This is a genomic window from Bartonella sp. CL70QHWL (genome assembly GCF_042194855.1).
Lineage (GTDB): Bacteria > Pseudomonadota > Alphaproteobacteria > Rhizobiales > Rhizobiaceae > Bartonella.
This window is the reverse complement of record NZ_JBHINJ010000011.1, coordinates 18,529-40,117: the sequence shown is the minus strand read 5'-3', so window position 1 is coordinate 40,117 and position 21,589 is coordinate 18,529. Positions and strand designations below refer to the sequence as shown.

Here is a 21,589-nt window from a genome sequence, read left to right as displayed (position 1 = left end):
CCGGTGAAACAGATGTCAATAATGAAACGGGAAACTTTGCCTGAAGAATATATTCCCTATATACGCTACATCAACCAACATGTCGTTGCTTTAAATTCACGTTGTTTAATGGTTGTGTTGGCTGTTGAGGGTATAAATTTTGACACTGCGGATATTGATCAATTAAATTCTTTACACAACCAATTAAACACCCTTTTAAAAAATATCGCAGACGAACGGCTTGCTTTATATTCTCACATCATCCGCCGCCGTGAAACGATATACCCAGAAGGTCATTTTCTTTCATCTTTTGCAACAACATTAGATGAAAAATATAAAAAGAAAATGGTTTCACAAGAACTGTATAGAAATGATTTGTTTATTTCACTGCTTTGGAATCCGGCAGCGGATAAAACAGAAAAGCTGGTTTCATTTTTTCAGCGCTTGAGCAAAGCGAAGAAAACACAATCTGAACCCGATGAGGAAGCTATTCGTAAACTCGAAGAGTTAAGTCAAGATCTTATGCAAGGTTTGGAAGAATATGAAGTCCGTCTGCTATCAATCTATGAACATGAAGGACTTTTATTTTCCGAACAAAGTGAATTTCTCCACCAGCTGGTAGGGGGAAGACGTGAGCGTATTCCTCTCACATTTGGAACTATTGCTTCAACAATTTACTCAGATCGTGTTATTTTTGGGAAAGAAATTATCGAAATTCGCCATGAAAGCAATGAACGCTTTGTGGGCATGTTTGGATGGAAAGAGTATCCTTCTAAAACACGCCCAGGTATGACTGATGGTCTGCTTACGGTGCCATTTGAATTCATTTTAACACAATCCTTTGTCTTTAAAAGTAAGGCAGCCGCCAGTGCGATTATGAGCCGCAAACAAAATCAAATGATCAATGCAGCTGATCGTGCTAGCTCACAAATCGATGCACTAGATGAAGCGCTAGATGATTTAGAATCAAACCGTTTTGTTTTGGGAGAACACCACATTTCTTTAGCTGTTTTTGCTGATCATCCCAAAATATTGTCTGAAAACTTATCAAAAGCACGTTCCCATTTAACCAATGGAGGAGCGGTGATTGCCAGAGAAGATTTAGGATTGGAAGCAGCATGGTGGGCACAGCTTCCTGGAAACTTTAGCTATCGGGCGCGTTCAGGCGCCATTACTAGCAGAAACTTTGCCGCTTTATCGCCTTTCCATTCTTTTCCCGTTGGCAAACTGAAAGATAATGTTTGGGGAGCTGCTGTCGCATTGCTAAAAACACAGGCTGGTTCACCTTACTATTTTAATTTTCATTATGGCGATCTTGGAAACACGTTTGTTTGTGGTCCATCGGGATCCGGTAAAACAGTGATTGTTAATTTTCTTCTTGCACAATTACAAAAACACAATCCAACAATGGTTTTTTTTGATAAAGATCAAGGAGCAGAGATTTTTGTACGGGCTGGAGGAGGGAAATACAAACCTTTAAAAAACGGGCAGCCCACGGGTATTGCTCCCTTAAAGGGCATGGAATACACCGAAAAAAATAAAATCTTTCTTCGTAATTGGATCTTAAAGCTGGTAAGCGCTGAAGGGCAAATCGTAACAGAAGAAGAGCGACAAGATATCGCCAAAGCTATTGATTCCTTAGAAAACTTACCCCCAACCCAGCGCTCTCTTGGTGCACTTCAACTGTTTTTTGACAACACATCCAAAGAAGGGATTGCCATACGGCTGCAACGCTGGATTAGAGGCAATGATTTAGGATGGGTTTTTGATAATGATCAAGATGATCTCAATTTAAATGCGCAATTCATTGGATATGACATGACCGATTTCTTAGACAATGAAGAAATTCGGCGTCCCTTAATGATGTATCTCTTTCACCGCATTCTTGATTTGATTGATGGGCGGCGCATCATTATTGTCGTTGATGAATTCTGGAAAGCTTTGGAAGATGATTCATTCAAAGCTTTTGCTCAAGATCGGCTAAAAACAATCCGTAAACAAAATGGCATGATGCTCTTTGCAACACAAAGCCCTAAAGACGCTTTGAACTCAACAATCGCGCACACAATTATTGAGCAGTGCCCCACTCAAATATTTTTTCCAAATCAAAAAGCAAATTATAATGATTATGTCGAAGCTTTCAAACTTACTGAGCGTGAATTTGAACTGATACAGTCAGAATTAAGCAGAGAATCCCGTCGTTTTCTCGTCAAACAGGGGCAAAGTTCCGTTGTTGCAGAACTTAACTTACGTGGAATGAATGATGAGATCGCCGTTTTAAGCGGCACAACAAAAAACATTGAACTCATGAATGAAATTATCAACGAATATGGAGCTGACCCTGACAAATGGCTGCCCATATTTTATCAAAGGAGAAAAAATCAATGAAAAAATATGGCTTAGTTACACTGTTATCTTTTTCTTTTATTTCTCATGCAATATCACAAACGACACCCGATGCGGAGGAATATTATAAACAAGCACTCGAGAACACACAAAAATTAAATACTGCAAAATCAGAAACAGCTGAAACCATTTATAAGACTGCAACAGATACTGCAAAAAAAATTAAAGAAATAAGTAATCAACTTGAAAATATTAAATCAAAACCAGACACAAAACCCGAAGAATTGCAAACCCTTCGACAAGAGATTCAAGTAAAGCTTTCTCTTCTTCAAGCAGATCTTCAAGTAAGTTCTTTAAAACTTCAGTCTCTCGATATGATTCAAGCAAGAGATACGAAAACAAAAGATGAATTACGTGAAGAAAAGGAACAACAAAAGCATAAACATCTTGAGGCACAATTAAAAGAAAAAGAAAAACAATTAAAAGAAAAACTTGAAAGTACGAATACAAATGTCAGACTTTAGTTTTTCTCCCTTTGAAAGCGTTTCTGGGTATATTTTAAAACCCTTAGATAATGTGATGGACACAACGGTGAGTGGGCTATCTTCTGCTATTTCAGCGCCCTTAAATCTCGCTGCAATCATTTTTATCTTTCTTTATGGCTATAATGTTATGACAGGTCGCGTTGCGCTTTCCATGCATAGTCTTCTCAATAATGTTGTTAAAATCGTTGTTGTTACAACAATGGCAACGAATGCGGATACATTTAATACTTACGTCAAGGATATTTTCTTCAAAGATTTATCCAACGCTATTGGGAATGCGCTTAACAGCAATCCTGCAAGCTCCAATGTTTTTGATTATATTTTGTTAAAGGCAAGTTCGCGCTATCAAGAAGTCTTATACAATGCTTGGTTTTTTGAAAAGATCATTGTGGGTCTTCTTGGTTCTATCATGCTTCTCGCGGTTATTCTTTTTTGTATAGGTGGTTTTATTGTGCAAATGTTTGCACAAGTTGCACTCGTCATGATTATAGGTCTTGGTCCTCTATTCATTAGTTTGTATTTGTTCAATGCAACGCGAAAATACTCCGATGCATGGATTACAACTTTGATCAATTTTACCATTTTACAAGTTCTCGTGATCATGCTTGGAACCATTATATGTCAAGTTATCCTCCAGGTTCTCAAAGTTTCATATGAATCAATCTATGTTCTTTTCCCCCCTGTCATCGTCATTTCGATCATAGGGGTTATTATCTTCCGTGCGCTTCCCGGTATTGCAACAGCGCTGGCCTCTGGCGGACCATACTTTAACACTGCTGTCTCTTCAGGAGGACAGGTTTTCACAATGCTTGCCAATAGTGCAAGAGCGAGTGGGAATGCAATAAAAAGTGCCACTTTACAAATCTCAGGAGCTGCCGGTAAAGGTGCGGCAGGTGCGGCGGCAAAAGCAGGAAGATCCGGAGGTGGACGTGGTCGATTTTAAGATAAAGCACCTCTTTAAAAGAATAAGCATTTTTGTTTTTGCCTTGCGTGCGCCCTTTGGCGCACGCACCATGATCTTTTTCCATGAAAGATCTAGCATCTTGGGTCTTACAACAAAACCAATCAAAATCTTGCATCATATAAATTTGTAAAAATGTTCAGAATAAAGGCTCTCATGCATTGTATTCCAAGATATTTGTGAGTTCAAAAAATGAAACGAAAAATAACTTTTGTTATGGTCCTAACAATCGCTCTTACTGGTTGTGCCTCTTTGAGTGGCCCTAAAAAACCACCACGCTGTAATGGCAAACATACACGTGCTTTAAATAAAGATAAGTGGAATTGGGACAATAAAAACGTTGTCCACTCAGAAAAGAGCGTAAAGCCTGTTACCACTCCCATCATTCTCAATACTTTGGAAAGTGAAAAGGTAACAGCCAATTTGGCACTCAATTCAGCTTTATTAAAGCCGGTTATTCATGAAGCACGATCTGATAAAAAAGTGGAGGTTATGCGTGAAAAGTGATGCCCTTGAAGAATATATAAAAGAAGCGCGCTCATTTGACATTGATCGCATGCATAGCATGCGCGTGCGGATGAAAATTTCCATGGCTTTAACAGTGCTTTTGGGATTGATGACGATTGCGCTGGCTTTAGCTGTCGCAGCTTTGACGCCTTTGAAAACAGTAGAGCCTTTTGTTATCCGCGTTGATAACTCAACAGGCATTATTGATACTGTAAGCGCCCTAAAAGAATCCCCTAACGACTATGATGAAGCGATAACGCGTTATTTTGCCAGCCAATATGTTCGTGCTCGTGAAGGTTTTCAAGCATCCGAAGCAGAAAACAATTTTCGCTTAGTTTCTCTTTTATCTTCTCCAAAAGAACAAAACCGTTTTGCAAAATGGTACGCGGGCAATAATCCAGAAAGTCCGCAAAATATTTATCATAACATGATTGCTACGGTCACAATCAAATCAATCTCTTTTATAAGCAAAGATCTTATCCAAGTTCGTTACTATAAAACGATCAGAGACTTTAATGAAAAAGAAAATATTTCCCATTGGATTTCAATCTTAAATTTTTCCTACGTGAACGCACACATTTCAACGTCTGATCGTCTTATCAACCCTCTTGGTTTTCAAGTATCGGAATATAGATCTGATCCAGAGGTGATAAAATGATCAGACTTTTACAAACAATCTCTTTAATTTTTACGATCACTTTCAGCTTTCACACAGTTCTCTCACTTGCAGAAACAGCGCCTGTCAGTGCACGTAAAGATAACCGCATCAGATTTGTCAATTATGACCCCTACAACGTCGTACAAATCATTGGCTCCATTCGCTCTTCGGTTCAACTAGAATTTGCCGTTGATGAAGAAGTAACCTATGTAGGAATTGGAAATTCGGTTGCTTGGCAAGTTGCTCCGGCTGGACACTTTGTTTTTCTCAAACCACGCGAAGTCCAACCTGTGACCAATTTACAAATTGTCACAAGCCGCCAAGATGGAACACAACGCTCTTATCAATTCGAGCTACAAGTCCGTGAAGGTGATGTTTCAGCCGGCAATGAGACGTATTTCTTGGTAAAGTTTCGTTACCCAGAAGATGAAGCATTACGTAAGAAATTAGCCGAAGCAGAAAAAGAAAAACAACGTGAAGAAAACTTTGTCAATGATATTTTAAATATCCATGAAGATTTTGGACCACGCAATTGGGCTTATGAAGCCCAAGGCTCTTCCCTTATTGAACCCGCTTCTGTCTATGATAATGGGAAAACAACAACCTTTATCTTTTTAGGCAACATTGAAATCCCTGCCATTTACATTGTATCGCCTGATGGGCAAGAAGCGCTTATTCCCAAATCGATTAAAGGCAACAAAGTTATTGTTCATGCAACAGGTGCACAATTCACGTTACGACGTGGGAATGAAGTATTGTGCATCTTTAATAAAAGGTTCGTACCAGAAGGAATTAATCCTGAAACAGGTACGACATCACCATCTGTACAACGTAAAATGAACCTAGGAAGCAGCCATGAATAACACCGTGGATGAAAAAAGCATTAATGATCGCGATACAATAAAAAATGCTCAAGGGAAAAGTCAACAGAACAATGTGGGGAAAGCTATTGCTCTTATTATTCTTTTCAGTGTCTGTCTTTATTTAGCCTATTCAACACTTGTTACAGACAAAAAACAACCAATTGAATCTTCAAAAGAAGGAAACGTTATAAAACAAACAGAGCTTTTTCGCCCTGCAAAGCCTACCCCTCCCCCCTTTGAACAGCCTCAACGAAATAACGCTCTATTACCAAAAGTCGAGCTACCAACACCAAACATCAATCAATTAAATTCTGATAACTCACTGCTGGAAGCAGCGCAACGTGCTCCTGTATTAGCTTATGCAAGTACACAACAAGGCAAAATAAATTCACAAACAAATAATGGTGTTTTGCCTCACCAACTTGAAAGCAAACCTGATGAAATAACACAACGTTTTAATCATCTTCTTAAACCCACAGTGCTTGAAGGTATTCGTGCTTCAACCCTTGGCAATCGAAACTACATCATCGCGATGGGAACGTCTATCCCTTGTATTTTAGAAACAGCCATCAACAGTGATCAACAAGGTTTTGCCAGTTGTATTGTTTCCAGAGATATCTTATCAGACAATGGTCGTGTTGTCCTTCTTGATAAAGGCACCCAAATTGTTGGTGAATATCGCGCCGGATTGAAAAAAGGCCAAACACGTCTCTTTGTACTATGGAATAGAGCAAAAACCCCCAATGGTATCATTATATCCTTAGCTTCACCGGCAACGGATGCTTTAGGGCGTTCTGGTATGGATGGAGATATTGATAACCATTGGCTTGAGAGGATTGGGTCTGCGCTTCTTGTATCACTAATAAAAGATGTAACACACTATGCCAATAAACGTTTATCAAAAAAACAGGAAAAAGAAGAAACTGAAACAGTCTCTTCAGGACAAAACATCGCAAACATTCTCGTAGAAAATTACGCCAATATTCCTCCAACATTATCCAAAAACCAAGGGGAAATGGTGAATATCTTTGTTGCCCGCGATTTAGATTTTTCCAGCGTTTATAAATTGAAAGTCATCGAAAACAAAAAACAGATTATCAATCGAGCTGTTTCAAGAAACTTTTACAAAAATTCGGCGGTAACTTTAGAATGAACTCAAACTTACATACCATGAGCGATGAAACCGTTGCGATTGTTCTCACAAAACTTGAACCCATCAGTACTTTTTTGAAAGATGATAGTCTCTTTGAAATTGTTATCAATCGTCCCTATCAAGTAATGACTGAAGGGTTTGATGGATGGAAAACAATAGAAGCTCCGGCTCTCTCTTTTAATGAGCTTATGGGGATTGCGAAAGTTGTCGCATCCTATTCCAAGCAAAACATATCGGACAAAAAACCAATATTATCTGCAACGCTACCAGGCAATGAGCGTATTCAAATTGTCATTCCGCCCGCTGTCGAAAAAGACACGATTAGTATGACAATTCGTAAACCGTCATCGCAGAGTTTTTCTCTCGAAGAGCTCGCAAATAAGGGCCTTTTCTCGCTATGTGAACGGGTATCTTTCACGCCCTTGCATGACTATCATTCTCGTTTTAACGAACTCAAAATCATCGAGCATAACTTAGCTCATGCCTACTGTAATAAAGACTTTGTCTCCTTTTTAAATCAAGCTGTAGAATGCCAAAAAAATATTTTAATTGCGGGAAAAACCGGTTCGGGTAAAACAACATTATCAAAAGCATTAATCGCAAAAATCCCTCAAGAAGAGCGTATTATCACCATCGAAGACACACAAGAATTGGTGATACCACACCCTAACCATGTCTCAATGTTCTATTCAAAAGATGGACAAGGCTTAGCCTCCGTTGGCCCCAAAGAGTTGCTTGAATCATCTTTACGGATGCGTCCTGATCGTATTCTTTTGCAAGAACTTCGAGATGGTACAGCCTTTTATTATATCCGCAATGTCAATTCAGGTCATCCAGGCTCCATTACAACGGTTCATGCCTCAACAGCCCTTGCAGCCTTTGAGCAGATGACCCTTTTGGTCAAAGAAAGTGAAGGCGGTGGTGATTTAGAGCGTGATGATATTCGAGGACTGTTGATTTCAATGATTGATATCATCATCCAATGCAAACGGATTGAAGGAAAATTTAAAGTCACAGAAATTTATTACGATCCCTTCAAACAACGAAACATCTTTGGAGGGGACTAAAGGAAGATCACACCGGCTGCCAAAGGCTCTTTTAAAGAAACGATTGCAAATAAAAGGAAAAATGCGTGAAAACCAAAGAAACAGAAAACAGAGAAAATCTTTTATCGATGACAGAAGAAGAATTGAAAAAACGCCGTGAAGCCGTTGAATCAGCCATCAGCACCCATGCAATAGAGGGAATAGCGCTTCATTCCAAAACGTTGAAAATTTTAGAAGAATACGCAAAGGGGAATATTTCACTCGAAGAATTTAATACTCTTATGGACAACACGACATTATAAGGAAGCTACAATGCCAAAAGCAAAATTAAAAAATAAATATGGAATAACAAACCTTGACGCTTTTACGGCAAGATGTGCGCATGATTCAGCAAAAGCGATGGTTAATCTGCGTGAAGCCCCCTTACCAGAAAAGTTTGATAGCTCCTATCTATGCCTTATTCATCAATGTCTATTTGAAAATACCTTTGAATGGGCTGGACAAACCCGCAATGTTCCCTTTACATTTGAAGATGGTACTACTGCCGTCGCTCCAGTAATGAAAAAAATAACAAATTTTGCAGTCGGTAGCGAATTACAAGAAGGTTTACAAAAATTAGATCAAACGCTTGCCGAAAAAAATAATTTGCAGGATTTATCATGCAAAGAATTTGCTTATGAAGCAGCCAAAATATTTGCCTCTCTCAACTATACACACCCCTTTAGAGAAGGCAACGGACGTACACAACGGATCTTTTTTGAAAATCTTGCCAAAGCCGCAGGGCATCAGCTTGATTTTTCACTGGTTACAAAAGAACGCATGTTGGTTGCTAGTGTTGCAGCAATACAAAATGACAATCTAGAACCAATGCAACATCTGTTTGACGATATCTCTAATCCCAATAAAATACCTCTTTTAAAGGAATTCATGAGCAACACGAAAGAACTTGGGCGTAGTGTGAATGATCGCCCTGTTATGGTCACAAAGGAAGGTGAAACCTACACGGGCACCTATAGAGGTGCTGGTCTTAACAGCTTTGCCTGCAATGTAAAAGGAGCTTACATTATCGGCAATAAAGAACATCTCACACCAGAACAACTCAAAACATTAAAACCCGGTGATAAATTTACCTTTACCGTTCCCGAAACAAAAGAGCTTGAAAGCATTCTTATTCCAGAAGAGAAATTAGCCCCTTTGACAAAAAATGAAACGGCCCAAATGGTTGCAGAAGATGCCTGTGTCCACGTAAGCCTAAAACAGGTCCAGAAACTGTCAAAAATTGTTTATGGTAATACAAAAACATTAGACAAACAGATGGTAGAAATCATCAAAAATCCAAGCTTAGGCCAACAGCTCGCCAACAAGATTGAAAGGGCACCGAGCTCTGTTTCTCGTCTTGCAGGTTTCAGTTTATGTGGACTACAAAATCAGGCACGTGCAAACGCTAAAAATCATATTGGTATGCTCTGTACTGCCGTTGCAAATTTCGCGTATGCTGTAAAATATGCTGAAAAGGAAATCACGCAAGAACATGCAACAGAACAAAGTCGCCTTGCAAAAACAATAGAAATGCCAAGTCAAAGCTTGCAAGATCTCCTCGCCTTGCCAAAAGAATTACAGCAAGAAGCTTTAGCAAAAAATTCTTTATGTCAAAAAGAGCTCAGCAACTTTGTAAAAAAGATCAACACCCGTCTTTCACCAAATGAACATAAAGCAGTTCAAAATAATGATTATGAAACACTGGCTCAAAGCATTGGTGTATCAGAAAATAAAGCCAAACAAATTACACAAATTATTAAGCAAACCAAAGAAGTACATCAGCAAGCACAAATATGCACAATGCGCCATTCCAAAGCATTCGCTATGGCCTGCTAAGAATGGATAAAACCTTCCTCCTTGATGAGAAAGGCTCATAAACGAAAACTGTTTGGCGTTATCTGCACCTTTGCAAAAAGAGATGAGAGTTAATATCACGTACCTGAAAAAGAGCATTTCGCAACATATTCTGATAGAATTGAGAGTAAAATACAATGAAATATACCAAAACACAAATGGTACTTATTTTAACACCAATCGCTTTAGGTGCTTTAACGATATTCCTTGTCCCTCATTTTTTACTGTTAATAACAAATGGACTAAAGAGCGATCAAATTTATTGGACTCTTCGTTCTGAGCCTTTATTAGTCTTAGCACTAACGGCTGCTGTTTCATTGTTGTATAGTCTGTCGCAAAAACTGCACTTACGTAAAATAATCACTTTTGTCTCCGTTATTTTTTTTGGAACAACCGCTCTTTACTATATTGGTGGTGAAATAAAACGTTTAAGTCCCTATGTTGGCCAACAAGGAATAACGTGGAGCTATGCGCTTCAATTCATGGACCCCATGGTTGTCTTTGGCATCATCATTGGTGGTTTTCTTTCCATCATTCAATTCATAACAACCTCTCCACCTAAAAATAAGGTCAAGCGTGCAAAAAAAGGTGTTTTTGGTGAGGCCTCTTGGATGAATTTAAGAGAGGCAGCAAAAATCTTTCCTGCCAATGGGCAAATTGTTGTGGGTGAAAGATACCGTGTTGATCAAGATAATGTGTGCAAAATTCCCTTTGCGCCTGGCAATAAAACAACATGGGGAAAGGGTGGAACAGCCCCTTTGCTAACCTTTAATCTTGATTTTGGTTCAACTCATATGATCTTTTTTGCTGGTTCTGGTGGCTATAAAACCACAAGTACAGTAGTTCCTACGTGTTTAACCTATCCAGGGTCTATTGTTTGTCTTGATCCTTCAACAGAAGTTGCCCCAATGGTCAAATTTGCGCGTCAAAAGATGGGGAATAGAAATGTCATTGTTCTCGATCCCAATTCATTTTTAACAAAAAATTTTAATGTCATCGATTGGCTTTTAGACGACAGCGTACCACGCACACAACGCGAAGCGAATATTGTAAGCTTTTCCAAGTTGCTCCTTACAGATAAAAAATCAGACAATTCTTCAGCAGAATATTTCTCGACACAAGCCCATAATTTATTAACAGCTCTTCTTGCTCACGTTGTATTTTCTGATGAATATGAAGACAGCGAGCGCAATTTAAAAACATTGCGTGGCATTCTCTCTCAATCAGAAACAGCTGTTGTTAATCAATTACGCATGATTCAAGAAACAACACCTTCTCCTTTTATTCGTGAAATGGTTGGTATTTTTACAGAAATGGCAGAACAAACCTTTTCAGGAGTCTATACAACCGCCTCAAAAGATACCCAATGGCTTTCTTTGTCCAATTACGCAGATCTTGTCTGCGGAGATGATTTTTTTTCCTCAGATATTGCAAATGGCAATACAGATGTTTTTCTCAATCTCCCCGCAAGCATTTTAAACAGTTATCCAGCTATTGGACGTGTAATTATTGGCGCCTTTCTCAATGCCATGGTTACAGCAGACGGTAACTATAAAAAGCGTGTTTTATTTGTCTTAGATGAAGTTGATCTTCTAGGCTATATGAATATTTTAGAAGAAGCACGCGATCGTGGACGTAAATACGGTACATCCTTAATGCTTTTTTATCAATCCTCTGGTCAGTTGGTCAATCACTTTGGAGAAGCCGGAGCACGCTCATGGTTTGAAAGCTGCTCTTTTGTCAGCTATGCTGCCATTAAAGACCTCCAAACAGCCAAAGACATTTCAGAACGCTGTGGCCAAATGACCGTTGAAGTCACCGGAACAAGCAAATCAAGAGGCTTATCCTTAGGAAAGAGTTCATACAACGTCAATTACCAACAAAGAGCCCTGATTTTACCCCATGAAGTTATTCAAGAAATGCGTCAAGATGAACAAATTATTCTTATGCAAGGACACCCCCCTTTGCGATGTGGTCGCGCCATTTATTTCAGAAGAAAAGAAATGTTAGCCGCAGCTGCAAAAAACCGCTTTGCCCCACAAAAGAAAAACTAACCTCCTATTATGAGATCTTGACTATGAAAAGAACAACCACAAAAACAACATAGATTTCTATTTTTTAAAAACCCGTTAACAAAAAGTTTTTGAACGCTTCCTCACACATATAAGGAAAACATGATAAAAAAATCCGTGTTTTTTCCTTTTTGTATTTTGTGTATCGTTTTACCAACGCCCATCATCTTTATAAAAATACCACCCCCTCAAATCACCTATAACTAAACCAACATCTCCACTTGGGAAAGTCTGCAAATACATTCCTACAAAGCTTTTTGTGTATAATTTATCCCCTACAAACAACCAAAAACATTTCACAACGCTAATCACCAATATCAAGACTTAAGAAAAACAAAAGATTGATCTTTGAGACAAGAACTCTCAAAACACCCATACTCAAGAACATCGATTTTTTCGCAAAAAACATTTAAGATATACACCAAAATGAATAAATCATTCTTATACAAGCTTTTCCCCCTTTACGATATCATAAAGTGTTCTATTTTAATGATAAAGCGCTGAAAAAGGCTTTTCTCCCAACCAAAGAAAGAGTTTTCTCTCTTATGGATCTTAGAGCAGCGCAATACAATAAGAGCAACAATACAAAATAAAAAACATTTTGTTGCAAAAATACACAAACAAGATGTTCGTATGGCAAGATATTCATATGGAGCAGTAAGAAAAACATAATGGAGAAAAATTCTTGATAACTGCTTTTACCCATAGATTCACCAATCTGAGTACTGTGTATAAAAAATACCAGCACCATCCGCTAACCAAGAGCGATCGCACCCGCCATATCCACGCCCCTCATCAAAGCGCTCTTGCAAACAACTTTGTTAAAGGAAAAAAACAACAATTTTAAGCAACATTTTTCTTTTTGACCTCTTCCTTACACCTCAAAGAACGAAGATTTTACCCAAAGTCAATTTGTAGAAAATTCATTTTCTAACTACGCATGGGATTCATATCAAGGCCCTCAATACCAGTATTTTACAGCACAAGGTAATAAACAAAGGAACCATCAGAAAAACTTTTCAAAAATAAATGAAAAAAGAAAATAGGCATGAAAACAATCATAACAGAACATTTTGCACCTCTTACACCAAAAACCTTTCAAAAGCATCACAAAACGATTGCTACAACTATCCATACACTGGAGGGAAAAGTGCTTTCTCTCATAACTACCAAAATCTCAAAAGAATACGCGAAGGGGAATTTTTCACATGCAGCGTTTAAGACGCTCATCAACCACCACCCTACCTACTTAGGAGAGATTATATGTTAGAGCAAAATTATCTATATAAAGGTACCCCAACACTCAAAAATAAATATGGCATAAAAGACCCCAAAAAACTGTATGAACGCTGTGCTCATGATACCGCCAGAGAAGCCGTCAATTTTCGCCACGAACCACTTCCACAAAAATTTGATGCTTCCTATCTAAAACTAATCCACTGGAGCCTCTTCCACAGAACTTTTGAATGGGCTGGAAAAACCCGCGATACATCCTTTACATTTGAAGACGGCACCACTGCCCATATGCCGGCGATGCGTCCCAAAGGTTATGAAGTTCCTTTTGCTATCGGACCGCAGATTCAAAAAGAACTAAAACAACTCGAAAAAACACTTAATGAGAAGAACAATTTAAAAGGTTTATCGCGCCAAGAATTTGCTGAAAATGCCGCAGAAGTTTTTATGGCGCTCGAGCACGCACATCCTTTCAGAAAAGGGAATGGGCGCGTCAATCGAATGTTTATGGAAAAACTTGGACAAGCCGCAGGACATACCATTGACTTTTCTTTCATCACAAAAGGACGCATGACAGCAGCTTGTATTGAAGCCGTGCAATATGGCAATCCCCAACCGATGAAAGATCTTTTTGAAGATATCACACATCCGCAAAAATCCCTTGTTTTAAAAGAATTCATCTCCCAAATGAGAAACGCGGGACTGGATGAAATTAACAATCGTGTTGTTGTTGCAACAAAAGAAGATGTAACCTACGAAGGCGTGTTTAGAGGTTTTTCAGCAGAAGGTTTTGTCATGGAAGTAGAGGGTGCTTTCGTAGTCGGCCACAAAGATGATCTCCCCCCAGAACTCGTCAAAACATTACAAAACGGTACTCGCCTCTGCTTTCAAAAAACCAACGTTCAAAATGTAAAAGAAATATTGATCCCAAAAGAAACATTAGAATCTCTCACCCATGAAGAGTTATTCACAAAGATTTCAAATGACGCTTATGTTGAAGCATGCCGAAAAGAAATCAAAAATTTATCAAAGACTGTTTATGGTAAAATCCACGCCTTAAATACAAAAATAGATATCTTAACGGCTGATCCAAGCTTAGGAAATCAATTTGCTGATGAAATTTTACAAAACCCTCAATCAATTTCTAAACTTGCAGGGAGAAAAATACTTGACATGAAAAGCCCAAATCGCAGACTGGCGGAACAAACTGCTCCACAACTCAGCCAAGCCCTTAAAAATTATGCCACAATAACACAACAAACAAAAGAAGAAATTTTAGAGCAACATCAAAGAGAACAAAATCGCCTGAGTCACGCTGTCGAAACACCTGGAAAAAATTTACAAAACCTTTTTGCCTTACCAAGAGAACAACAAAAGGAAGCTTTATTGCATTCTCCAACACTACGACAAGAACTCCATCACTTTTCGCGCCAACTACACAATCGTCTATCCTCAGAAGAGCGTAAAGCCATACAAGAAAAAGATCATACCAGACTAGCGTGCCTCCTTGGGACATCGGAAAGCAAAGCAAAAGAAATTGCGAATACTGTAAAGAACACCCAAGAAGCACAATGTCAAGCCCGCAGCTTGAAAGTTAGTCGCTCTTCATCGCTTGCTCTTACCGGCTAAAAACGCGTGAACTTTTGCCTTCCAACTAACTCTTAGCGCCAATCATTTTATCTCCATTACGCTCACCAATTGTTTTAAAATGGTACAAAAAATAGTCCTAAAAATGAATCCTTTAATTTGATGTAACTTATTGATAATATTTCATAAAAAAACTGTATAAAAGACATAAATGTCCACTATATATCAATATGAATAGCGCGAAATCTTTGGAGGTCATTTAATTTGATATCTTACCTTATCCTAAAGTTGTTATCAAAAAAGTGAGGAATGCGCCAAAGAGGTTTTCTAAAAATATTGAAAGGAAACAGCCATGAAAAAAAGTCACCCACAACCAGCCCCCCAGAACCCACAACCCCAGAGCCAAGACCCCCTCTACGCAAAAGTTAATAAACCACCCAAAGAACAGCGCAACCCACAACACTATACACTTCAACAACCACCAGAAACGGTCTTTGCTCCCAAAAAGCCACTTGACCAACAAAACCTAGGATCTCCTAATGTAGAAGACCTCTACGCAAAGGTTAATAAACCACCCAAAGAACAGCGCAACCAACAACAATACACACTTCAACAACCACCAGAAACGGTCTTTGCTCCCAAAAAGCCACTTGACCAACAAAACCTAGGATCTCCTAATGTAGAAGACCTCTACGCAAAGGTTAATAAACCACCCAAAGAACAGCGCAACCAACAACAATACACACTTCAACAACCAGCAGAAACGATCTATGCTCCCCAACAGCCACTAGGAAATCCCTATGACAGACTTGGTGGAAGACCAAGTGATGGGCGGCGCACCGACAGACTCGTAGACCCCTATAAAATAACGGACTTGGAAGCGCAAGGTTGGCAAACACCCTATGACACAATTGGTGGAGGAGCACAGGGTGGAGGACATCGCCAAGAACCGGAACATCTCTATGCAGAGCTTAACTTTGATGAACGTGGTGAGCCCTCTCCCCAAAGACCACTCGAATCTGTCTATACAACGGTTGGCATGGGGGCTGAAGGTAGGCAAGAGTCTGAACAACTAGAAAATCCTATCTACCAAGGCGTTGGAGGAGGAGCAACACCCCCTCCCAGAACCCAAAAAGATGTGGTTACAACAAAGCTTTTAAAAAACGTAGACTTTCAATATGGTGTAAGAGAAACGCAAGAGTGGTGCAGAGTTGTTTATGGTAACGAACATGCTTTGAATCAACAACTTGCTAAAATTCTTGACGATCCTCAAAATGCAGAGCAAATCTTATGGGGCCTTGCAGAAAATCCTGAAAGCGCTGGTAAGCTTGCGGGGAGCAAAATACTTGGTGTAAAATCTCCAAGCCGCAGAGAAGCTGAAGATGGTTTTTCTCCCCTTTGCTCAGCTCTTGAGAGGCATATACATACGGCAAAAAAGCTCCATAAACAGTTTACACGGGAGCATGAAAGAGAAAGAGGTCAAAGACAAGAAAGTCCAGAAAGAGAAGCAGAACACAGACACCACCACCACCATCATCATCGTCATGCAAGAGGACAAGAACAAAATAGTCCAGAGCACAGCCCACAAAGACAAAGACATGGAGAAAAAGGAATGGCTTTTGCCATGTAAGTGGACATAAACGTAAAAACAGATAGTTTTTGTTTTTCATTTAATCTTTTTTTCATAGAATCTCTTGGCGCAAATCATTTCATAGCGATTGCGCCAAGAGTTGTTTTAGAATGTTACAAAAAATAGTTCTAAAAGTGGATCCTGTAATTTATTGTAACTTATTGATAAAATTTCATAAAAAAACTGTATAAAAGACATAAATGTTCATTACATATCAATATTGAATAGCGCAGAATCTTTGGCGGTCATTCGGTTGGATATCTTCCTTTATATAAAAGTTATCAAAACTAAAAGTGGGGAATGCACCAAAGAGGTTTTCTAAAAATATTGAAAGGAAATATGTATGAAAAAACATCATCCACATCCTTCTGCAAATCCAGAAGCCCTCTATGCACAAGTTAAGAAACCAACCAGAGGAAACCAGCGCGGTCCAACCCCAGAAGAGGAAGTTACATACGCAACTGTTAGCAGTGTTTCTCCTTCAAGAGGGAGACATCCTGATCGGGGAAGAGAAAATCCTGAAACCGATTACACAGAGGTTGCTCCCCCAAAACGCGAAGAAGAAGTTACATACGCAACTGTTAGCAGTGTTACCCCTTCAAGAGGGAGACATCCTGATCGGGGAAGAGAAAATCCTGAAACCGACTATACAATGGTTGCTCCACAACAAAGAGGAAGACCTTCATCTTCCCTCACAGCTGATCAAATAAGTGTCATACTTTTAAAAAATCCACAAGTTCAAGCATATGCACAAGAGGTCGTGCATTGGGGTACAACTGTTTATAACAGTGACACGCTTTTCCAACAGCACTTGCAAGACATACTTAAAGATCCCACTAAAGGAAAAGAGCTTTCAAATCAACTTGCTGAAAATCCTGAATCTATGCATAGGCTTGCTGGACGCTCCACACTTGGCTTAAAAAATCAAGCACGCAAAGCAGCTGAAGACGGTTTTAAACTGCTCGTTGATGCCATTGATGGTTATACGAAAGCTGTAGAAAATGCAACGGAACAGCTATTGCACACCCCTCTAGCGGAACAAAGACGCCGTCAAGAAAATTCTCAGCAAGTTGAGAGACACCATCATCGTCATCATCATCACACAAGAGGACAAGAACACAATAGTCCAGAGCACAGCCCTCAACGACAAAGACATGGAGAAAAAGGATTTTCTTATGCCATGTAAGGAGGCATAGACGTAAAAACAGATAGTTTTTGTTTTTCATGTAATTTTTTTTCAGTGAGTTTCTTGGCGCAAATCGTTTCATCGCGATTGCGCCAAGAATTGTTTTAGAATGTTACAAAAGATAGTCCTAAAAATGGCGCCTGTAATTCACGACAACTATTGATAACTTATTGATAATATTTCACAAAAAAACTGTATAAAAGACACAAATGTCCATTAAGCTGATTGCAAATAGCGCAGATCTTTGGAAACTCATTCAGCTCGATATTTCTTTTGTCTCAAAGCGATCCAAGCATAAAAGGCAAGAATGCACCAAAGAGGTTTTCTAAAACAATTTTTGAAAGGAAACATGCATGAAAAAAAACCACCCTCATCCTTTTCCATCCTCTTCAATACAAGAACTTATAAAGCTCTATGAACAAGCAGCGGCAGAGGTCTCAGGCGCAGCCCCCCTTCCTAAAGAAACGCCTTCAAAAAGCAAAAGACTGTCATCCATACCGGAAGAAGATGAGGAAAGACAATCTCTTTTAAGCGAAGAAACTGGATATACATCAACAAATCCAACAGCTTCGTTAACAAGAGGCGGCTCGACCAAAAGGCAGCAAAAAACTGAAACGACACACGCAACAGTTACTTCACAAGTTACCCAAAGGACAACAAGAGTTCTCTCAGAGGAAGAAATCATTCAATTGCTTCCACACCATTCATTGGTTCGAACCTATCAAGAAGAAATCCAACGTTTATCCGCAAGTGCTTATGGCAACCCAAACATTTTGCAAGAAAAAATGCAAGAAATTCAAAGAAATCCAGCTGCAGGAGAAGAGCTCTCATGGCGCATGGCAGCCTATCCTGAAAGTATTGCTAAACTTCTAGGCACCAGCATGTTGGGCTTTAAAAATCGAGTGCGTAGACAAGCGGAAGAGAGTTATTCCACTCTCAGTATCACCATTGATTGTTATACAGAAGCTGTAAAACAGGCAAGAGAGAACCTCTTACAATCTCCAGAGCAAGAACTCAAAAACTATGAACGCTTTATGGGGAAGGAAGCCGTCGCTAAACTTCTACAAAAACCAGATCAACGTGAAAAAGCAACGCTTTCAGAAGTAGAAATTTCTACCCAAATTCACCAACATTCAAAAGTCAAAAGACACCATGCCCAAATCCAATATTGGTGCGGTGTTGTTTTTGGCAACAAAAACATTTTGCAATCACAAGTGGAAACACTTTTCCAAAACCCTGAAACAATAGAAGCACTCGCACAGCAACTTGTCGGAAATCCTCAATCTTTTCACAAGTACGCTGGTCGTAAATTTTGTGGCTTTAAAAATCAAGCACGCAGGCATGCTGAAGCTGGTCTTTCTCACCTCATTGACGCCACTGACAATTATGCAACGGCTGTAACACAAGTAAGAGAGAGCATTTCACAAACCGAGCAGATAAAACAAAAACACAATGAAGCATCTTCTGAGAGATCGCAAAACTTGCATCAACAACAAAGCGTCTCACAGTCTGCTCAACGCCCCGAGCCTTCAATAGTAACGCATGAAGAAGCAACAACCTCTACGCAACAAAGAGAAACAGATATTCGTCCTCGCAAAACTACCGCCCCAAAAGCGATGGCTTTTGCCAGCTAAACAGGACATAAGTTTTCACATTAAATCTAACATCTTGGCGCAACACAGAACAGGGGTGTTTGCGCCAAGAAAGAGAGAAAATTGATACAAAATTTATTTTTCCGTCCCTTAACCCAAACACTGGAGAAAACAATCTTTAGAAAATGATTATGATCTGAGCCAAGAAAGCCCCATCTTGTGAAACCATTCAGTTTGATATCTGCTCTCGTAAAGACCGAGTAAAAAAGCATAAAACAGAATAAAAACCAACGTACGTTTTTAAATAGTATTTAAAAACAATATTGGAAGAGTTTGAAAGGAACATGCATGAAAAAAAGAAATCCCTCCCCTTTTATCACCGAAATGATGGAAAAATTTCAACAACCGGCTGAACAATCCCCCACCAGAACCCCTCCTTCCCAAGTTTCTCAAAATTTGCCAAAACCAACTGTAGAAAAACGCCCAGAAAATTTATCCCCCCACCCAAAGGTTGCGCCACCGCCCCCCCCCCGCATGAGAGCAAACACTCAAACCAGCACAATGCCCTCCAGCGCTAAAATCCCCAGCACCAAAACCCAAGAGATACCTCCTCTACAAACAAAAGTAGCTCCGCCCAAACCCCCACGCACAAAAGAAAATCTACAACCCAGCTCACAAATCCAAGAACGCTCCTCTCCGCACACAAAAACGCCTCCACAAAGACCACCACGTGCAAAAGATAGAGAACAAAACAAAACAACAGCTCAAGAGAGAGAACTCCTCTATGCAACGCCTACTTCGCAAACACCCCCACGCATGAGGGAAAAAGCACAAACCGGCACAAAAATCCCCAGCTCACAAATCCAAGAAAACTCCTCTCCGCACACAAAAGCAGCTCCACAAAGACCACCACGTGCAAAAGATAGAGAACAAAACAAAACAACGGTTCAAGAGAGAGAACTCCTCTATGCAACGCCTACTTCGCAAACATCGCCACGCATGAGAGACAGAGTGCAAAACGGTACAAAAATCCAAAATCCTGAAACATACGACCCAAGTGTTAGACCCAAAACACCATCACATATGAAAGTCAGACAGCAAAGCAGTTCATCATCACAAGACAGTGGAACATATGCCGTCCCTCCTTCAAGAAAACCGCTCCGTATGGGAAACAGAAAACAAAGCGATACTATCGTCCCAAAACCTGCCTCTCCACACACAGCAATTGAACAACCAAAACCGTCTCACGGACAAAAATCATCTATTAATACAATGGAAAGAGAGCTGTTACTCGTAGCATATCAAGAAGAAATACGATTTTTGTGCGAAAAGGTTTATGGCAACAGGCTTATTTTAGAAGAAAGAATAGAAGCAATCAAAGAAAACCCCAATATGGGAGAACAGCTCTTATGGGATATTACAGAACAGCCTAAGTCTATTTCTAAGCTTGCTGGTAGAAAAGTTCTCGGCATAAAAAATAACGCGCGCAAACAAGCTGAAGAAACTCTTCCTACCCTATGTGCTGCTATTAACGGTTATATATATACTTCAAAATATACAAAAAGTGAAAATATTTCACAAGGTTCTCACACGGAACAACAACATCAGCGACAAGCACAAGAGAAAGATCCAATAAATCAACATTTACAAAATTCGCTCAATTCAGAAAAGAAAATAAAGCCTCTCTCAAATCAGGAAATTGCCCGCAGAGTTCAACAAGATCCATCGGTTCAATATGGTCAAAGAGAGATCCAATATTGGTGCCAAATTGTTTATGATGATCCATTTATTTTACAATATAGAATGGAAGATATGCACAAAATTCCAGAGATGGGAGAAGAGCTTGTATTTCAAATTGAAAAGGATTCTACATCTTTTGCTCCACTTGCTGGTAGAAAAACCCTTGGCATAAAAAACGGAGCACGCAAAGCCGCTGAAGAAAATATCCCTACCCTTTGTACCGCCATTAAGGACTATGCTGATACAATAAAACAGTTAAGAGAAACCATTGTGCAAAACCATCAGGCAGAACAACAAAAACGTTATCAACCACCTACCGATCTCGATAAAAAATTACAAAAGCAGCAAAGCTTATCGCAGCCCCTGAAGCTGCCTGAACGCTCAACAGCAAAGCGGCATAAAGAGGTTACAGAAACTTCTAGACAAGAAGACCAGCCGCAAGTTCGACCGCGCAGAGCCGAAACATCAAAAGCAATGGCTTTGTCGTGATAAATCTCACAATTGTTGGCTTTTTATCCAAAACTTTGGTGCAATTATCTTGCCAAGATTGCATCAAAGACGGTGTGTGAAATACAGAAAACTTTGAATAAGACACCCC

General features: G+C 39.5%; 17 protein-coding genes. All 17 read left to right on the top strand.

Annotated features, from left to right (window positions below; genetic code table 11):
- Window positions 1–12: 12 nt before the first annotated feature.
- Complete coding sequence (locus ACFIJZ_RS06335) at window positions 13–2,367, top strand: VirB4 family type IV secretion/conjugal transfer ATPase (protein ID WP_273790961.1); 2,355 nt, start codon at window positions 13–15, stop codon at window positions 2,365–2,367.
- On the top strand, window positions 2,364–2,849 hold the full coding sequence (locus ACFIJZ_RS06330) for a type IV secretion system protein VirB5 (protein WP_375631335.1): 486 nt from the start codon (window positions 2,364–2,366) through the stop codon (window positions 2,847–2,849). The genes ACFIJZ_RS06335 and ACFIJZ_RS06330 overlap by 4 nt, the downstream gene beginning before the upstream one ends.
- Window positions 2,836–3,813: a type IV secretion system protein gene (locus ACFIJZ_RS06325; protein WP_273790982.1), complete on the top strand. Its 978-nt coding sequence runs from the start codon at window positions 2,836–2,838 to the stop codon at window positions 3,811–3,813. Before ACFIJZ_RS06330 ends, ACFIJZ_RS06325 begins: the two co-directional genes overlap by 14 nt.
- A 210-nt stretch (window positions 3,814–4,023) precedes the next feature.
- Complete coding sequence (locus ACFIJZ_RS06320) at window positions 4,024–4,338, top strand: type IV secretion system protein VirB7 (RefSeq protein WP_273790959.1); 315 nt, start codon at window positions 4,024–4,026, stop codon at window positions 4,336–4,338.
- Window positions 4,292–4,996 (top strand): virB8 family protein, encoded by a 705-nt coding sequence (locus tag ACFIJZ_RS06315; protein WP_273790958.1) that lies wholly within the window; start codon window positions 4,292–4,294, stop codon window positions 4,994–4,996. The genes ACFIJZ_RS06320 and ACFIJZ_RS06315 overlap by 47 nt, the downstream gene beginning before the upstream one ends.
- Complete coding sequence (gene virB9, locus ACFIJZ_RS06310) at window positions 4,993–5,859, top strand: P-type conjugative transfer protein VirB9 (RefSeq protein WP_273790957.1); 867 nt, start codon at window positions 4,993–4,995, stop codon at window positions 5,857–5,859. The genes ACFIJZ_RS06315 and virB9 overlap by 4 nt, the downstream gene beginning before the upstream one ends.
- Window positions 5,852–7,012 (top strand): type IV secretion system protein VirB10, encoded by a 1,161-nt coding sequence (gene virB10 / locus ACFIJZ_RS06305; RefSeq protein WP_375631334.1) that lies wholly within the window; start codon window positions 5,852–5,854, stop codon window positions 7,010–7,012. Before virB9 ends, virB10 begins: the two co-directional genes overlap by 8 nt.
- On the top strand, window positions 7,009–8,079 hold the full coding sequence (virB11, locus tag ACFIJZ_RS06300) for a P-type DNA transfer ATPase VirB11 (RefSeq protein WP_375631333.1): 1,071 nt from the start codon (window positions 7,009–7,011) through the stop codon (window positions 8,077–8,079). Before virB10 ends, virB11 begins: the two co-directional genes overlap by 4 nt.
- Before the next feature lie 107 nt (window positions 8,080–8,186).
- Window positions 8,187–8,360, top strand: a complete 174-nt coding sequence (locus ACFIJZ_RS06295; protein WP_375631348.1) for an antitoxin VbhA family protein — start codon at window positions 8,187–8,189, stop codon at window positions 8,358–8,360.
- Window positions 8,361–8,370: 10 nt separating this feature from the next.
- The gene (locus ACFIJZ_RS06290; protein ID WP_375631332.1) at window positions 8,371–9,933 is read left to right on the top strand and encodes a BID domain-containing T4SS effector; all 1,563 of its coding nucleotides are present in this window, start codon (window positions 8,371–8,373) and stop codon (window positions 9,931–9,933) included.
- Window positions 9,934–10,088: 155 nt separating this feature from the next.
- Window positions 10,089–12,005: a Ti-type conjugative transfer system protein TraG gene (gene traG / locus ACFIJZ_RS06285; RefSeq protein ID WP_375631331.1), complete on the top strand. Its 1,917-nt coding sequence runs from the start codon at window positions 10,089–10,091 to the stop codon at window positions 12,003–12,005.
- A 1,066-nt stretch (window positions 12,006–13,071) separates the two neighbouring features.
- Window positions 13,072–13,293 (top strand): hypothetical protein, encoded by a 222-nt coding sequence (locus ACFIJZ_RS06280; RefSeq protein ID WP_375631330.1) that lies wholly within the window; start codon window positions 13,072–13,074, stop codon window positions 13,291–13,293.
- Entirely contained in the window at window positions 13,287–14,885 is a 1,599-nt protein-coding gene (locus tag ACFIJZ_RS06275; RefSeq protein WP_375631329.1) for a BID domain-containing T4SS effector, read from the top strand. Before ACFIJZ_RS06280 ends, ACFIJZ_RS06275 begins: the two co-directional genes overlap by 7 nt.
- 310 nt (window positions 14,886–15,195) lie before the next feature.
- Window positions 15,196–16,473, top strand: a complete 1,278-nt coding sequence (locus ACFIJZ_RS06270; protein ID WP_375631328.1) for a BID domain-containing T4SS effector — start codon at window positions 15,196–15,198, stop codon at window positions 16,471–16,473.
- Between the two features lie 343 nt (window positions 16,474–16,816).
- Complete coding sequence (locus ACFIJZ_RS06265) at window positions 16,817–17,659, top strand: BID domain-containing T4SS effector (protein ID WP_375631327.1); 843 nt, start codon at window positions 16,817–16,819, stop codon at window positions 17,657–17,659.
- A 353-nt stretch (window positions 17,660–18,012) separates the two neighbouring features.
- The gene (locus ACFIJZ_RS06260) at window positions 18,013–19,293 is read left to right on the top strand and encodes a BID domain-containing T4SS effector (protein WP_375631326.1); all 1,281 of its coding nucleotides are present in this window, start codon (window positions 18,013–18,015) and stop codon (window positions 19,291–19,293) included.
- Window positions 19,294–19,599: 306 nt separating this feature from the next.
- Window positions 19,600–21,480 (top strand): BID domain-containing T4SS effector, encoded by a 1,881-nt coding sequence (locus ACFIJZ_RS06255; RefSeq protein WP_375631325.1) that lies wholly within the window; start codon window positions 19,600–19,602, stop codon window positions 21,478–21,480.
- Window positions 21,481–21,589 lie beyond the last annotated feature (109 nt).

Bases quoted from the DNA above. Each gene is read 5' to 3' on its own strand.
- ACFIJZ_RS06335 (WP_273790961.1), top strand. From the start codon at position 13: ATGTCAATAATGAAACGGGAAACTTTGCCTGAAGAATATATTCCCTAT.
- ACFIJZ_RS06330 (WP_375631335.1), top strand. From the start codon at position 2,364: ATGAAAAAATATGGCTTAGTTACACTGTTATCTTTTTCTTTTATTTCT.
- ACFIJZ_RS06325 (WP_273790982.1), top strand. From the start codon at position 2,836: ATGTCAGACTTTAGTTTTTCTCCCTTTGAAAGCGTTTCTGGGTATATT.
- ACFIJZ_RS06320 (WP_273790959.1), top strand. From the start codon at position 4,024: ATGAAACGAAAAATAACTTTTGTTATGGTCCTAACAATCGCTCTTACT.
- ACFIJZ_RS06315 (WP_273790958.1), top strand. From the start codon at position 4,292: ATGAAGCACGATCTGATAAAAAAGTGGAGGTTATGCGTGAAAAGTGAT.
- virB9 (WP_273790957.1), top strand. From the start codon at position 4,993: ATGATCAGACTTTTACAAACAATCTCTTTAATTTTTACGATCACTTTC.
- virB10 (WP_375631334.1), top strand. From the start codon at position 5,852: ATGAATAACACCGTGGATGAAAAAAGCATTAATGATCGCGATACAATA.
- virB11 (WP_375631333.1), top strand. From the start codon at position 7,009: ATGAACTCAAACTTACATACCATGAGCGATGAAACCGTTGCGATTGTT.
- ACFIJZ_RS06295 (WP_375631348.1), top strand. From the start codon at position 8,187: ATGACAGAAGAAGAATTGAAAAAACGCCGTGAAGCCGTTGAATCAGCC.
- ACFIJZ_RS06290 (WP_375631332.1), top strand. From the start codon at position 8,371: ATGCCAAAAGCAAAATTAAAAAATAAATATGGAATAACAAACCTTGAC.
- traG (WP_375631331.1), top strand. From the start codon at position 10,089: ATGAAATATACCAAAACACAAATGGTACTTATTTTAACACCAATCGCT.
- ACFIJZ_RS06280 (WP_375631330.1), top strand. From the start codon at position 13,072: ATGAAAACAATCATAACAGAACATTTTGCACCTCTTACACCAAAAACC.
- ACFIJZ_RS06275 (WP_375631329.1), top strand. From the start codon at position 13,287: ATGTTAGAGCAAAATTATCTATATAAAGGTACCCCAACACTCAAAAAT.
- ACFIJZ_RS06270 (WP_375631328.1), top strand. From the start codon at position 15,196: ATGAAAAAAAGTCACCCACAACCAGCCCCCCAGAACCCACAACCCCAG.
- ACFIJZ_RS06265 (WP_375631327.1), top strand. From the start codon at position 16,817: ATGAAAAAACATCATCCACATCCTTCTGCAAATCCAGAAGCCCTCTAT.
- ACFIJZ_RS06260 (WP_375631326.1), top strand. From the start codon at position 18,013: ATGAAAAAAAACCACCCTCATCCTTTTCCATCCTCTTCAATACAAGAA.
- ACFIJZ_RS06255 (WP_375631325.1), top strand. From the start codon at position 19,600: ATGAAAAAAAGAAATCCCTCCCCTTTTATCACCGAAATGATGGAAAAA.